Source organism: Bradyrhizobium sp. CCBAU 51627, assembly GCF_028128765.1.
Classification (GTDB): domain Bacteria; phylum Pseudomonadota; class Alphaproteobacteria; order Rhizobiales; family Xanthobacteraceae; genus Bradyrhizobium.
On sequence record NZ_LBJG01000024.1, the window covers coordinates 754,748 to 769,215 of the forward strand.

The 14,468-nt window shown below is 60.7% G+C and carries 13 protein-coding genes; 9 read left to right on the top strand and 4 right to left on the bottom strand.

Features of this window, described 5'->3' with window-relative positions; genetic code table 11:
* Window positions 1–24: 24 nt before the first annotated feature.
* Entirely contained in the window at window positions 25–768 is a 744-nt protein-coding gene (locus tag XH88_RS18445) for a GntR family transcriptional regulator (RefSeq protein WP_212363554.1), read from the bottom strand.
* 385 nt (window positions 769–1,153) lie between these two features.
* On the opposite strand from XH88_RS18445, the gene XH88_RS18450 reads away from it, so the two are divergent.
* From XH88_RS18450 to XH88_RS18480, 7 genes are all read left to right on the top strand, one after another.
* Window positions 1,154–2,266 (top strand): isocitrate/isopropylmalate dehydrogenase family protein, encoded by a 1,113-nt coding sequence (locus XH88_RS18450; protein WP_271669673.1) that lies wholly within the window; start codon window positions 1,154–1,156, stop codon window positions 2,264–2,266.
* Window positions 2,266–2,586 carry a putative quinol monooxygenase gene (locus tag XH88_RS18455; protein WP_271669674.1) on the top strand — a complete coding sequence of 107 codons (321 nt, stop codon included), beginning with the start codon at window positions 2,266–2,268 and terminating at the stop codon, window positions 2,584–2,586. Before XH88_RS18450 ends, XH88_RS18455 begins: the two co-directional genes overlap by 1 nt.
* Before the next feature lie 31 nt (window positions 2,587–2,617).
* Window positions 2,618–4,339 carry an aldehyde dehydrogenase family protein gene (locus XH88_RS18460; RefSeq protein WP_271669675.1) on the top strand — a complete coding sequence of 574 codons (1,722 nt, stop codon included), beginning with the start codon at window positions 2,618–2,620 and terminating at the stop codon, window positions 4,337–4,339.
* Window positions 4,336–5,007 (top strand): 3-oxo-tetronate 4-phosphate decarboxylase, encoded by a 672-nt coding sequence (otnC, locus tag XH88_RS18465; RefSeq protein ID WP_271669676.1) that lies wholly within the window; start codon window positions 4,336–4,338, stop codon window positions 5,005–5,007. The genes XH88_RS18460 and otnC overlap by 4 nt, the downstream gene beginning before the upstream one ends.
* Window positions 5,008–5,036: 29 nt before the next feature.
* Window positions 5,037–5,891: an SDR family NAD(P)-dependent oxidoreductase gene (locus tag XH88_RS18470; protein WP_271669677.1), complete on the top strand. Its 855-nt coding sequence runs from the start codon at window positions 5,037–5,039 to the stop codon at window positions 5,889–5,891.
* Window positions 5,892–6,105: 214 nt separating this feature from the next.
* Window positions 6,106–7,110 (top strand): D-2-hydroxyacid dehydrogenase, encoded by a 1,005-nt coding sequence (locus XH88_RS18475; protein ID WP_271669678.1) that lies wholly within the window; start codon window positions 6,106–6,108, stop codon window positions 7,108–7,110.
* Between the two features lie 370 nt (window positions 7,111–7,480).
* On the top strand, window positions 7,481–7,924 hold the full coding sequence (locus XH88_RS18480; protein WP_271669679.1) for a CBS domain-containing protein: 444 nt from the start codon (window positions 7,481–7,483) through the stop codon (window positions 7,922–7,924).
* Window positions 7,925–8,011: 87 nt separating this feature from the next.
* On the opposite strand, the gene XH88_RS18485 is transcribed toward XH88_RS18480, so the two are convergent.
* Window positions 8,012–8,899 carry a LysR family transcriptional regulator gene (locus XH88_RS18485; RefSeq protein ID WP_271669680.1) on the bottom strand — a complete coding sequence of 296 codons (888 nt, stop codon included), beginning with the start codon at window positions 8,897–8,899 and terminating at the stop codon, window positions 8,012–8,014.
* 343 nt (window positions 8,900–9,242) lie between these two features.
* On the opposite strand from XH88_RS18485, the gene XH88_RS18490 reads away from it, so the two are divergent.
* Entirely contained in the window at window positions 9,243–11,282 is a 2,040-nt protein-coding gene (locus XH88_RS18490; protein ID WP_271669681.1) for a methyl-accepting chemotaxis protein, read from the top strand.
* Window positions 11,283–11,868: 586 nt separating this feature from the next.
* Here the strand turns inward: XH88_RS18490 and XH88_RS18495 are convergent.
* Together XH88_RS18495 and XH88_RS18500 are read right to left on the bottom strand one after the other, a co-directional pair.
* A complete protein-coding gene (locus XH88_RS18495; RefSeq protein ID WP_271669682.1) occupies window positions 11,869–13,044 on the bottom strand; it encodes a hypothetical protein in 1,176 nt (391 codons plus the stop codon).
* Complete coding sequence (locus XH88_RS18500) at window positions 13,044–13,226, bottom strand: helix-turn-helix domain-containing protein (protein ID WP_271669683.1); 183 nt, start codon at window positions 13,224–13,226, stop codon at window positions 13,044–13,046. Before XH88_RS18500 ends, XH88_RS18495 begins: the two co-directional genes overlap by 1 nt.
* A 154-nt stretch (window positions 13,227–13,380) precedes the next feature.
* Between XH88_RS18500 and XH88_RS18505 the strand changes: the two genes are divergently transcribed.
* Window positions 13,381–14,244 (top strand): hypothetical protein, encoded by an 864-nt coding sequence (locus XH88_RS18505; protein WP_271669684.1) that lies wholly within the window; start codon window positions 13,381–13,383, stop codon window positions 14,242–14,244.
* The last annotated feature ends 224 nt before the right edge of the window (window positions 14,245–14,468 follow it).

The window sequence follows — 14,468 nt, forward strand, 5'->3', positions numbered from 1 at the left end:
ACGAAGTGCGAACTGATTGGCGGCTCAGGGCAGCTTCGAGAGCAGATCGGTCAGGAGCCTTCCCGCACGTTCGCGGTGCTCCTGGTGCAGGCGCATGGCGGCTTCAGCGTCGCCCTTGGCGATCGCCCGCACTAGAGCGGCATGCTCCCGGTTCGACTGCGTCGGCTTGGGGCGAAGGCGCAGCGTCAGCAGACGCGCGCGGTGCGCCTGCGACCAGAACTGATCGACGGTTTGAATGATGCGTCGATTGCCGCAACTGTTGATCAGTGTCCGATGGAACGACTCGTCCGCTTGGGCCCACGCCTCCAGGTCGTCCCGATCCAACGCGTCGTCCATGTTGGCGACGGCCATGTTGAGAGAGACCAAAGCCTCCTTGGCGATCCCACGCCTCGCGACGAGACCGGCCGCGGTCGCTTCCAGGCTCGTGAGCACCTCGTAGATCTCGCGCATGTCGTCCGCCGACACCGGAAGGACGCGCATGCCGTGGCGCGCGCGGATTTCGACGATGCCTTCGGCGCGCAGCCTCACCATCGCCTCCCGGACAGGGGTCCGGCTCATGCCAAGCCGGGCCGCCGCCTCAAGTTCGAGAACGAAGCTGCCGGGGGCGATCGCGCCGCTCAATATCAGCTCGCGCAGCCGGGCATAGGCGATATCTGCTTGATTGGGTTTGCCGCTCGGGGACGCAACGGGAGCAAGGCGCGCCCGTGTCGGCGCTTTTCGGGGCACAGCCTTGAGGTCTGGCGACTTTTTTCGAGGCTTGGTTGTCATTGCGGTCAGTTCTTCTCTCCCTGGTCTTACCACTATCGCCGTGAGCAACCAATTCTACCGCGACCATGCGTCGGAAGCGATCGACGCCGGTTCGGTTGTGGAACGATCCCAGCCAAATCCGTCACTTGCCAAAACCTAGCCCTGGCCCAGGTCGAATGAGAAGGGGAGGCTCGCCGCTTGCTCCAAAAACTCGTGGATGAGGGGCGGTGCCTGCTGATCGCCCTTCGACCGGACGGGACAAGGATTCTGCGTCAACCTTGCAGCTTTCGTCATATCGGACTAGTGTGCAAGTAATGCATACGTTATTGAACGCGACAATGACGCCGTTTACATACCGATGGCGATGCGATCCGCAGCCTAAGCAGAACCCACCTGGAGATGCAGCGTGACAGTCTCTTCCAACGAACTTGATATTGCGGTCCTGCCCGGCGATGGCATCGGGCGGGAAGTCATGGCCGCCTGCCTCGAGCTTCTCGCCGCGGTGGAGGCCAAGACCCCCGGCGCGCCGATGCGAACGACGACCTGGAAGGCCGGGGCACAATATTATGCCGAGAGCGGCGAAGCACTCCCGGACGCTGCCCTCGAGGCTTGCCGCCGGGCCGATGCAGTTCTGTTCGGCGCCATGGGGTGGCCGGACATTCGGCATTCCGACGGTACGGAAATCATTCCCCAGCTCGATCTCCGCATGGCGCTGGATCTCTACGCCGGGGTCCGGCCGATCCGTTGGTTTCCGGGCCTCCCGCGGATCCTGTCGGACGAGCGCGTCCGTGACATCGATTTCGTCCTGGTCCGGGAGCAGACGGAGGGGCTTTTCCATGCCCGGGGCAGGGGCAAGATCGTCGGTGACGATGAAGCTTACGACACGATGTGCATCACCAGGAGCGGCACCGCGCGGGTGAGCGATTTTGCCTTCCGGCTGGCCCAACGTCGCAAATCAAGGCGCGGCCAGGCGCGGGTGACCTGTGTCGACAAAGCGAACGTGTTCACCTCCATGGCCTTCTTTCGCAAGATCTTCAATGAGGTCGCGGCGACACATCCGGCGATCGGAGCCGACCACGCCTATGTCGACGCCATGGCGCTTACCATGGTGAAAAAGCCATGGACACTCGACGTCATGGTCACCGAGAACATGTTCGGGGACATTCTGTCCGATCTCGCCGCCGGACTCGTGGGTGGAATGGGCATGGCTCCGTCAGCCGACGTCGGCGATAAGCATGCCCTGTTCCAGCCTGCGCATGGTACAGCCCCTGACATTGCCGGACAGGGAAAAGCGAACCCGTGCGCAATGTTCCTCTCGGCCGCGATGATGCTTGATTGGCTCGCGGAGAAGCATAGCGAGCCTCAGCTGGAGGTTCGTGCTCGTCTCATTGAAGCATCGGTACAAATGGCGCTCTCTTCCGGGGCGGTGCCGATCGAGCTCGGCGGCACGGCGGGGTGCGCGGCGGTGACGCGCGAAACCATTGCAGCTCTTCCGCAAGCGATGAAGGCGGTGGCGTGATGGGCAAGTTCGTCGTGACAGTGACCTTTTCGATCAAGGCGGGGCACACGGTCGAGTTTCGCGAGGCGATGCTGGCGAACGCCGCCGATTCGGTCGCACTCGAACCAGGGTGTCGGCTCTTCGATGTCTGCGAAGCAGCCGACGGCGCCGAGATATTCCTTTATGAGATCTATGACGATCAAGCGGCATTTGACGCGCATTTGGCGACTGAGCATTTTCGTCGTTTCGACAGGCTGGTTGCGCCCTGGGTGATCGACAAGCGGGTCGCGACATACGTGCGGCTTGGGGTCACGACAAAGTCGCACAAATTCGCTCATTAGCGATCAGGGATCTGGGATCTTGGGGGATGTTATGAACTCCGATCAGCTGAGATTGCTGTTTCCGGACGCCGGTGACGCAGGCCTGCGCGAATTTGCGATCGCGCCGATCGAGCAGCGTCGCATCCTCGTCGGTGGTGAAATCCGCGATTGGGCGGGGCCAACCAAGGATGTGCTCTCGCCGGTGATGGTTCGTGACGACGACGGGCGTTTGATGCAGGTAAGGCTCGGTAGCCACCCGTTCGGAAATGTCGACTCGGCGCTGGTCGCTCTCGATGCCGCCGTTGCCGCATACGACAACGGTCGCGGCGTATGGCCGACGATGCGCGTCTCCGACCGCATCGCCGCGATGCAAAAATTCCTGGCCCGCATGAGCGCGCGCCGCGCGGAGATCGCGCGTCTCATCATGTGGGAGATCGGCAAGACCCTGAGCGAGTCCGAAAAGGAGTTCGACCGCACGATCGACTATATCAGGCAAACCATCGAGGCGCTGCGAAACCTCGACAACGCGAACTCCCAGTTCGAAATCGTCGACGGAACGGTCGGGCTCATCCGCCGCACACCGCTCGGGGTCGTGCTGTGCATGGGTCCCTACAACTATCCGCTCAACGAAACCTTCGCGACACTGATTCCGGCCCTGATCATGGGCAATTCGGTCGTGTTCAAGCCGCCGCGCAACGGGGTTCTCCTGTTCGAGCCGCTGCTCAATGCCCTTTGCGAGGCGTTCCCCCCGGGGGTCATCAACTTCGCCTACGGTGATGGCGCTGAGATTGTCCCAGCACTTCTCAGCACCGGCAAGGTCAACGTCTTGACCCTTATCGGCTCAAGCCGTGTGGCAGACCACCTCAAGAAGCTGCACCCGAAGGCCAATCGTCTGCGTGCGGTGTTAGGGCTCGACGCCAAGAACGCGGCCATCATCATGCCTGACGCAGACATCGCGCTTGCCGCGCGTGAATGCCTGGCGGGGGCTCTCTCGTTCAACGGACAGCGTTGCACCGCTCTGAAGATGCTGCTCATCCATCGAGACGTTGCAGAGGCGTTCATCGCCGAATTTCTGCGGCTTCTCGGCGATCTGAAGATCGGAATGCCGTGGACGCCCGGCATAAGCTTGACCCCCTTGCCCGGCACGGGGAAGGTCAGGCAAATGACCGAGCTTCTGGATGACGCCGTCGCCAACGGTGCCGAGGTTCTCAACGCCGGTGGCGGCATGGTTGAAGGCACCTTGTTCTATCCTGCGGTGGTATACCCGGTGACGTCGGCGATGCGGCTTTATCGCGAGGAGCAATTCGGTCCCCTGGTCCCCATCATGAGTTTCGCAGACCTTGACGTTGCGCTCGATTACGTTGCCGCCTCCGAACACGGTCAGCAGGTGAGCCCTGTTTGCCCGCGATCCCGACATGATCGGCCGCATGGCCGATTCGCTGGTCAATCAGGTGTGCCGGGTGAATATCAATTGTCAGTGTCAGCGTGGGCCCGATGTCTTCCCGTTCACCGGAAGGAAGGACTCGGCCGAAGGCACGCTGTCGGTCACCGATGCACTGCGTTCGTTTTCAATTCGTTCGATGGTGGCGACGAAATACACGCAACCAGCGCGCGAAATCCTCAATGCCATTGTCGACGGTCACCACTCGAACTTCATCCACACCGGCTTCATTCTCTGATCTTGAACAACACCCGAGTCGTTCGTAGCGCCGGTGGGCTGCGATCCGCCTCAATGGGCACGAGGTGTTGGTTCCAGTCTTCGGTATGCACGTGAGCGAAACCAGACGTCGAGAAGAGATTTGCCGGTTCGGCCGATCGTTATTCGAGCGGGGGCTGACGCCGGGCTCGTCGGGTAACATCAGCGTCCGACTGGAAGACGGCGGGTGGTTGGTAACGCCGACGAATGCCTCTCTCGGCTTTCTTGATCCTGCCCGGATATCGAGAATCGACGCGCAGGGGCGCGTCGTTTCCGGTGATCCTCCGACCAAGGAAGTGCCGCTCCATGCTGCGCTCTACGACACCCGCAGCAGTGCCGGGGCTGTCGTTCACCTGCATTCGACGCATTCGGTGGCCCTCTCGATGCTGCCAGAGATCGACCCGCGCGCGGCCCTGCCGTCGATGACGCCCTATTACTTGATGAAGTGCGGTCAGACCGCCCTGATCCCGTACTATCGTCCGGGAGACCCCGCGGTTGCTTTGGCGATTACGGGGCTCGCGGGGAAATACTCTTCAATCCTGTTGGCCAATCACGGGCCGGTCGTCTGTGCCGAAACGCTCGAGGCCGCCGTATTTGCGACCGAGGAACTCGAAGAGACCGCCAAACTCTATCTGACGTTGCGGGGGCTCAATCCTCGCTTCCTGTCACCAGAGCAGGAGAAGGATCTGGTCAAAACATTCGGATTGACTTTGCCGGGATCGGAACCCTTGCACGGCAAGACCTGATGCGAGTCTCACTTAAGGAAGGACGAGAGATGAACGCCGACATTATCGCGCGAGGGCGCGTTGCAGTTGTGACAGGTGCGGCGAACGGAATCGGCGCGGCTGCGGCACGGCGTTTTGCCCGCGAAGGGATGCGCCTCGTGCTGTTCGACAGGGACGAGGATGCGCTTCGGATGCTCGCCGGCACGCTCGATACCGAAATCGTCGTCGTGCCGGGCGATGTATCCCGCGAGGCGGATCTGGAAGCTTTGAGGGATGCGGCATACGGACGGTTCGGCGAAGTTGCTCTGCTGATGAACAATGCAGCAATCATCGAACGCGCGGGCCCATACGAGAAAATCGGCGCATGGCGGCACGCGCTCGACATAAATTTTTTTGGCGTGCTCGCTGCCCAACATCTTTTCGTTCCGCGCATGATCGAGGCGAAGACACGAAGCGCGATCGTCAATCTCGGGTCCAAGGAAGGTATTACCACCCCTCCCGGCAAAGCGGCGTACTCCGTCTCCAAGGCTGCCGTGAAGGTTCTGACCGAGCAACTCAGCCACGAGCTTTTGAAGGCGGCTGAAGGTCGTGTCACGGCGCACCTGCTGGTGCCCGGGTACACATGGACTCCCATGAACTTTCCGGGCTTGAAGCCGTCGCAGGACGTCAAACCGGAGGAGCCCTGGACGGCTGAACAGGTAATCGACCTGTTTGTCGAACGGTTTCGGCGAGGCGATTTCTACATCATTTGCCCTGACAATTCCGTCACATCCGAGATGGACGCGAGACGAATTCGCTGGGCGGCCGACGATATGGTCCAAAACAGGCCCGCGCTTTCTCGGTGGCATCCCGATTGGGGGCCGCGGTTTGCCGCCTGGATGTCAGGACCGCCGGAGGCGGATTGAGATATCGTTGAATGGCGAAGTTGAGCGATATTCATGTGTTCGACTATCTTTTTCATTTTCCCGGTTCGCAGCGTTCTCTCATAACTGCTTGAAGTCATTTTGCAGGAGATTGGCGGTCGTTCATCCGTCGCGTGCGGAAGGGGAATGTACGGGCGCGTTTCGATGTTAGCATCGGCGGCTCGAAGAGAATGCCACGCCTGGACGGAGTTTCAACATGAGCAAAACCATCGCAACTGCAAAAGTCGTGTTTCTGGATAGGAGCACGATGCTGCCTGACGTTGTTTTGCGCCAACTGTCATTTCCGCACGAGTGGATTGGGTATGAAACCACGCGAGCCGAGGAGGTGAGCGATCGGATTGCTGATGCCCATGTTGTGATCACAAACAAGGCGCCGGTAACTGCAAAGGCGATTGCCACCGCACGCCACCTGAAACTGGTGGCAGTCGCTGCGACCGGGACAGATGTGGTGGATATTGCGGCCTGTGCTGCCAGGAATGTGCTCGTATCGAATATTCGGGACTACGCGGTCGACACGGTCCCCGAACATACCTTTGCTCTCTTGTTCGCGCTTCGCCGCAGCCTCATTGCCTACCGCGACTCGGTGCGGACGGGACGTTGGGCTGACTCGGGGCAGTTTTGCTATTTCGATTACCCGATCCGGAATATCGCAGGTTCTGTACTTGGGATCATTGGGGATGGCGCGCTGGGACGCGCCGTCGCGGACCACGCGCGAGGCTTTGGAATGCGCGTCCTCTTTTCCTCCTACAAGGGGGTGCGGGGGATGGGGCCGCTCTATACGCCGTTTGAAGATGTGCTGCGCCTCAGTGATGCGATCACGATCCACGCTCCGCTGACGCCGGCAACGCGCAACATGATCGGGGCGCCCGAGTTCGCGCTCATGGAACGCAGCCCGATACTCATCAATACGGCCAGAGGCGGTCTGGTTGACGAGATCGCCTTGGGCGAGGCGCTTCGTTCCGGTCGCATATCGGGCGCCGGCTTTGATGTGGCGACCGTCGAGCCGCCCTCAGCAGATCATCCACTTATGCAACTGATCGGGCTGCCCAACTTCATTCTGACCCCTCACGTCGCGTGGGCAAGTCAGGAGGCGGTGCAATCGCTTGCTGACCAACTCATGGATAATATCGAAGCGTTCTGGAGTGGGACGCCGAAGAATGTCGTGTCTCACCAGGAGACGGATCGAGGAGTTTCCCGCTAAGCGATGTAAGCGGACCGCGCGTCGCTCAAGCTCCATCGACGGCTTTTGACCCACAGCGCCCTTGAGCCCGTGCCAGTGCTTCGACCGCTTGAACCTGGGTACCCCGTTCCACCGCTCCGTCGGCTGTGGAATTTGGAGACACGGTAGAAACGGTATCTCTCCCCGGTTTGCGCTGCGCAGGATGACGTCAGCGGCTTCGAGCTGGAGGTGCTGCCCGGCTACGCCATCGAGGCGGTGAAAATCCCGCTGTCGGGATCGGTGACAGGCGCCGTGGCGACATCGGGCGCGGTGCTGACGTTGCAAGAAATTTCGACTATTCTCCAATGCAGACCATCAAGGCGGGAAGGACAGGGCCCACGAGGGGAGATCGATGAGCACAGTCAAAAGCGCTCTGGCTCAGAAGAAGGGCGCCCTGACCAATGTTCGTTCCGGCGACATGGTCGTCGAAGCCTTGCGCCAGATGCGCGACAATCGGGTCCGGTCGGTGCTGGTCATCGACGACGACGTGCTTGTCGGCATCGTGACCCAGGGTGACTGCGCCATCAAAGTGCTGCTGCCCGGGCTGGATGCGAAGACGACGCCCGTGGGCCAAGTGATGACAAGCAACCCGGTGACGGTCAAGCCGGACGATCCGCTGGAGGGCTGCATGGCTGTGATGGCTAAGCGCGGCTTTCGCCATCTGCCAGTGCTGGACGCCGGCAAGGTCGTAGGCGTGATCTCGATCGGAGACGTCGTCAAGAACATCATCCGGGATTTAGAGCACAACGTGGACGACCTGATGGGCTACATCATGAAGGACGGCCCCGGGGGTTGACAGACGAACTGCGACGCCGTCGCCCCCGATATCTGCTTGTGGCCCGTGGCTGCCTGGCTCGGTCGCGGACAGAGCGCCAAACCACCACTAACCCCTGAGGTGGTCCAAGAACGCTCGCAGCGCTGACGGGACTTGACGGTGAGAAGAGTAGTAGGCGTGGAAGCCCGGTCCAGGCGAAATCCACTCGGGGAGCACCGCGACCAGTGAGCCGCTCGACAGCTGCGCGTCGACCCTGGCCTTCAGGCAATAGAACAGGCCAACGCCGGCCTCTGCCATGCGGATCGAGAGCTCAGAGTCATCAAGGATGATGGTGCCGGGAACGTCGATGGCGAGACGCTTCCCTTGATGCTCGAATTCCCATTCATAGATCCGGTCGGTGCCCAGGCGGATGCGTATGCACTTATGGCTCGCGAGATCTTCCGGGTGTCCTGGATGCCCATGGCTTCTGAGATAACCGGGTGAGCCGACGATGACCCATTCGAGACTGTCGCTCAGTCGCGAGGCAATCATGCCTTCGGGCACGGTTCCGCCGTAGCGGATGCCCGCATCGAACCCCTCGGCGACCATGTCGATGAACTTGTCGTCGACGGCAATCTCCACTTCGATCTCAGGGAAAGCCGCGAGAAACGCCGGGAGCTTCGGCGCGAGAAGCAGGCGCGCAGCATCGCGCAATGCGGTGATTCTGACGCGGCCCACAAGATGGCCGCGGAACTCATTCAGGCCCTCGATGGCATCTTCAATCCCGCGGAAGCGAGGCTCCAGTTCACGCACGAGCATTTCGCCTGCGGCCGTGAGATGCACGCTCCGGCTGGTGCGATGCAGAAGGCGTACGCCAAGCCGTTCCTCGAGACTCCTCATGGAATGGCTCAGTGCAGAGGCCGAGACACCCCTGATGGTCGCGGCGCGACGGAAGCCGCCTGCACGTACGATCGCCAGGAAAACTTCCAACTCAACAAGGTCGGTTCGGTTACTCATATTGAGATCGATGCATTTGGCTCAACAAACAGTCAATTCCTGCTCAACGATCCGGTCCTCGCAAGCGGGCAGAACTCTCGTCCGCACATCCTCTACCAAAGCACCGTCTGAGAAAAGGGTTGGTCTTCAATAGTTTCCGACGAGTTCGCCGGATCTCCTGTGGCCAGGCTGGACGATGTCCGCGCCTCTGTAGTGACGCAGGCCGTTCTGCTGCAGCGACAATGTATGCATCGCTCGGTAAGTCGAATTTACCTAACTTTGACCTCTCTCCACTCATTTCAACTCTGTCCGGGAATCCCGGACCGCTGGGCGGGCCGGTGCGAAAACTTGGGGGCGAATGAGGATGGCTGGGCATATCAAGGGGAAGCCAACGCGCAACCGCATTCCGACTCTGCGATTTCGTGCGAAGATCGTGGCCGGCTTCGCCACGGTTCTCGTCATCCTGGCCGTCAGCATGGCCTTCGCCTATTTCGGGTTCGAGCGCGTCTCCGATGGTGTCGGATCCTACCGGGGCAGTGTTTCGGAAGCTGATCTCGCGCGCAATATCGATCATGAACTGCTGGCCTATCGCTCGAGCGCTCGATACTTCGTGGTCACTGGCAAGGAGGATGATGCGAAGGCCGCGCTGGATGCCGAAGCCAGCTTGAAGAATGCCATCGATCAATCGATCAAGAACACCAAGGCACCTGAGCGCCTGGACAGTCTCAACAAGCTCGCCAAGGAGTTCTCCAGCTTCTCGGCGACATTTGCCAGAATCCTCGAACTGAAGCGCAGCAGTGCGCTGATCGTGCATGATCAACTCACGCCCAGCGCGAGCCTGCTGAAATACAAGCTGGACGATATCCGTCTTGGTGCGTCAGACACCGAGACCCAAGCTATTGAGTTCGGTACCAAGCAGGTCAACACGCAGTTTCAGGCCGCGAACGCAGCCGCCAGCAATTTCTATCTCAGTTCGGATCAGTCGGTCGCAGCAAGCGCGCTCGGTGGGCTGAAACTGGTCGAGAATTCGTTCAAGGCGATCTATTCGGCGGACGAGAAGGTTGTCGCCGGCCTCAAGGAGGCCAAGGCGTTGCTGCAAGCTTATCGCGAGGCGCTGGAGAAGCTCATAACGAATGCCAAGTCGGTCGATGAACTTGTGACGGAGATGGGCAGTTCGGCCGGCACGATCATGCAAGGCTCGGCCGCCATGAAGTCCAATCTGCTTGCCGAGCAGCGACGGCTGGAAACGGAGTCGGAACGGGCAGCCGGTCGGACCGAGCAACTGATCCTAATGCTGGCCGCCGGGGGAATACTTTTTGGCGCGGTGCTCGCTTTCCTGCTCGGCGCGGGCATTTCTCGCCCAATGATCGCAATGTGCAACGCGATGCGAAAGCTGGCGTCGGGGGATTTTGACGTGGTGTTGCCCGGACTGGGCCGCAAGGATGAGCTCGGTGAAATGGCCGCGGCGGTGGAAGAGTTCAAGCTGCAGGCGATTGCCAAAGCTGAGCGGGACGCCGCAACAGCCGAGGCGCAGAATCGGGAGCAGGCGGCCTCTCGCCGCGCCGAGCTGATTCGGTTCGCCGACCATTTCGAGAGTGCGGTCGGCTCCATCGTATCTACCGTCTCTGCCTCCGCGGCGCAGCTCGAGACCGCTGCGACGACACTGACTCGAACCGCAGAGACCACACAAGGCTTGTCGAGCCAGGTAGCTAACGTTTCCGAGGAGGCTTCCTCCAACATGCAATCGGTCGCTACCGCGACGGAAGAGCTTTCAGCTTCGGTGGAGGAGATCGGTCGGCAAGTCCAAGGTTCCAACCGCATTACGGAGGCCGCCGTTGTACAAGCCAAGGAAACTGATGATCGCATAGCCAAGCTGTCTCGCGCGGCCCAACAGATCGGTGACGTCGTGAAGCTGATCACAGCGATCGCCGAGCAGACCAATCTCCTGGCCCTCAACGCCACCATCGAGGCGGCGCGTGCGGGTGAGGCAGGGCGAGGCTTCGCCGTGGTCGCGAGCGAAGTCAAGTCGCTCGCGAGCCAGACAGCAAAGGCGACTGACGAGATCTCGGCCCACATTACCGCAATGCAGGGCGCCACAAGCGAGTCCGTCGGGGCGATCAAGGAGATTGGGACGACGATCGATCAGATATCGGCGATTGCAGCCTCGATCGCGAGCGCGGTCGAACAGCAGGGAGCGGCGACTCAGGAGATCGCGCGGAGCGTCCAAACCGTCGCGCAGGGCACGCAGGCTGTGGCCGTCGATATTGGACAAGTCAATCGCGCTGCGACCGAGACCGGAACTGCTTCGGACGAGGTGCTGAGTTCGGCCAAGACACTATCGACTGAGAGTGTGCGTCTGCGGACCGAGCTCGATCGCTTCATGGCCAACATACGGGCGGCTTAGCCCGAAAATGATTGGCTCACTGTTAGACCGCGCCTCATGTGAAAGGTGCTCGGTCGGCGGTTGTAGTGTGGTTCGCCGCCCGGATTTGAACCTACCCCGCGACATCGCCTATCGGTCAAGCAGGTTTTGATTCCGCCATTCCCATGTTCGGCCGGTGTCCCTCAGCCAAGACTGAAAGCGTTGTGCTTGTTACGATAAAGACCGACGCATCGGGGCAGAGTTTTGAGCGCATTTGGAAGCCGCCGCGGATGCTCCTCTTTCCAAGCGGATCTAGCGGTGTTGATTTCGAACCTACTCAGGTTGCGCTGGCACGATCACGTCCGATGTCTCAGCGAGCGCCGTTCTCGTTGCGAAAGACCGCAATGAAATCGCAACGAATTGGGTGAAACGACCGTGAACAAAACGGGACGGAATGGGTCACCACACCAAGAAAGATCAATAACTTAGAAGATACTCACTGCGTTCGGGACGCAGGGGTCGCAGGTTCGAATCCTGCCACTCCGACCAGCCATTTCAATGGCTTACCAAGATCACCGGATCCGTTCTCGGGTGCGTTTTGCACGCAATTTGAACGCAGGTCCATCATCTAGTTCTCGACGTAGCTCGGCTTGACGCAATAGGGGCGCAGCAGGTCCCACTTGCGGGTATGCTTGTTGATCTCGCGCACGAACGCCTCGGCCGCCTCTCGGCAGTTCTCCAGGTACTCCGGTTCCCAGGGGCAGTAGATCAAGGTGGTCTCGGTCTCGGGATCGTGGTTGCCGTGTCCGAGATAAATCCCGATCTCCTCGAGGTCGACCCTCTGTTTGCGCATGTAGCGCGAGAGGCTATGCCGGATCGAATAGGTGTTGGCCTTCGGGCCGATCTTGGAGCGGACCACGGCGCTGTTGAAGCCGGTGTCGGCCTCCGCGATTGCGACGCCGCGGTACGTGATGAGCGGGCCGTCCGGGAGGTCTTCGAGCCACGGGCGCAGCGTCGCCGGGATCGGGAGCACGGGCCGGCCCTTGTTGGTAGTCTCGCGACCGGGCGGATTGAGATCGAACAGGTTCTGCTCGAGATCGATCTGCGCCTTGATCGCGTCGAGGATGGCGCCGACCCGGGCGCCCAGATGGATGAGGAGGACAACGAGCAGCAGCAAATGCAGGTCGTTGATCTCGTCGATGATCGCCGCGATCTCTTGGCAGGTCAGCAGTGGTCCCTTCTTCTTCAAACCCTTCTTCTTGCTACGCGGCTGATATTCGGGGACCTTCAGCTTTACGGTGGTCTGCTTGTTTTCGAGCGCCCGGTTCGCTGAGCTCCGAAGAACCGACAGAATCCGCGACACGTAGCCGATGGACTTCTCCTGCGCCGTCAGCAAGTCGCGGAAGCCGTCGTAGTCGCGCAGAACGAGAGCGGCGAGCCGCTTGTCGCCCATCTCGCGCTTCAAGATATCGCGCGCGACGCCGGCGGCCTCGGCGCTCGGCAGCTTCTGCAGATAGTTTTCCCAGGCGTCGTCGAGCAGCTCGGCGACGGTCGTCACCTGCTTCTTGTTCAGATACTCTGTCGGGTCGCCGGTAACGCACAAGTCCGCGAGGAAACGCATCTTCTCATGAGCCACAGACGATTTGTTCGTCCGCAGCGAGCTGCGGCGCGTCTGGCGCTGTTCGGCGTCGTACCAAGAGACGTAGTACCGACCACTCGCACGGGCGCGGACGAGCTTGTAGAACCCGTAGCTTTCCACGAGTTCGTAGGCCGCCTCCTTATGCGCCGGCGCGTGCTGGTCCACTACTTGTCCTCGTCGTCGAACAGCGCGAGGATGGCCTCCCGGCGATAGCGCTTGACGCGGCGCAGGCCCGGGATCGCCTGGATCTCGCCGGCGCGTTCCATCCGGTGGATGGTCTCGGTGCAGGTCCGGAAGAAATGGGCCACTTCCTCAGTCGTCATGATCGGCGGCAGTTCGTAGGGCACGGCCTCATCCTCAACATGTTGCAAAATAACAACTGTGTTGCTAACTTATTACTAGTAACAAATCATACCTCATCCTTCGGCTTCGTCAAGCTCGCGAGCTCTTGCTCCACCTCGCAATCCTAGCCGAAGGTGTCGTCGTGAGTCGGAGGGGCGAATGACGGATGTGAGGGGTTGGGCGAAGCTCGCTGCCGACGCCCGTCACAAAGCCGAGCGGTTACCGTTCGGACAACGGGAAGCCGGGCTCGGGGAAATCGCCAAGAGCCTGCCTGGTGTGACATGGTCAAGCCAAACCTTGCGGCGCGCCGTGGCAGCATTGGAGGCCACTGAGCGACTTCAGGCGGAGGCCGGGTTCGCTGCGGCCGACCTTCAGGCCTACCCGCTGGCCGCAGTGGAGTACGCGAGCCGCCTTTTCAGGCGGGATCCGGAAGGAGCCAAGGCCGCGATTGGTCGGCTGCTGAAGGGTGAAATTACGGTCGCCCAGCTTAAGCGTTTGGATGAAGAGCTGCAGCCTCTCGACCGCGAAGTAGGCCGGGGGCTAAAGGCGCGTTTTCGGAAGTCGATGGAAAAAGTTATCCTGAACGCCATCGAGGAGAAGACCCACGCTCATCTGATCGCCAATCCTCTTACCTCGGAGGTTCGTAAGGGCGCACGCGAAGGTGGCGAAGACCCTCTTCGGATCCCCGACTTTCTCTCGGGCGGTACGGATCGGAGCTCGGTCATTCCGCTCTACGGTTCGATCGAAGGCGGACGTCATGCGGCGTTCATTGTGGGTCCATACGGCGATCCTAGCACCTATCAATCCCAAGCCTTCGACTGGGTAGCGAAGGCGAAGGCGCTGCTCGCCGTGTTCCGGTGTACGATCCTGGTGCTTCCTGAAGATTGCCCGGTGAAGCCCTACCAATACTGGCGAGCCATGTTGCGGGCGCGGGACTACGAATTGATGCTCCTCAAGATTTCATCCGACGGTCGCGGCGAGTTTCTCGAAGATCCTCTTGGCAGGCCCTTAAGAGAGCGATAGCGAGACTTCGAGGGCGTGACCCTAATCGAAGTGCGGTGTCTGTCGCGCCGGCCGCGAAGCTGCGAGGCCTGAGCGTCCTCCGCCTGCAGTTCGGTGCCGCAGCCACCCGCACCTTCATGGCCTCATTCGCAATCCGTGGGATTGGCTTAGTCGGCAGGGGCCGGCGATGAGGCCCTCAAATTCGTCCGGTCTTTGGCCAATGATGGCGTTGTTGGTGGGGTCAA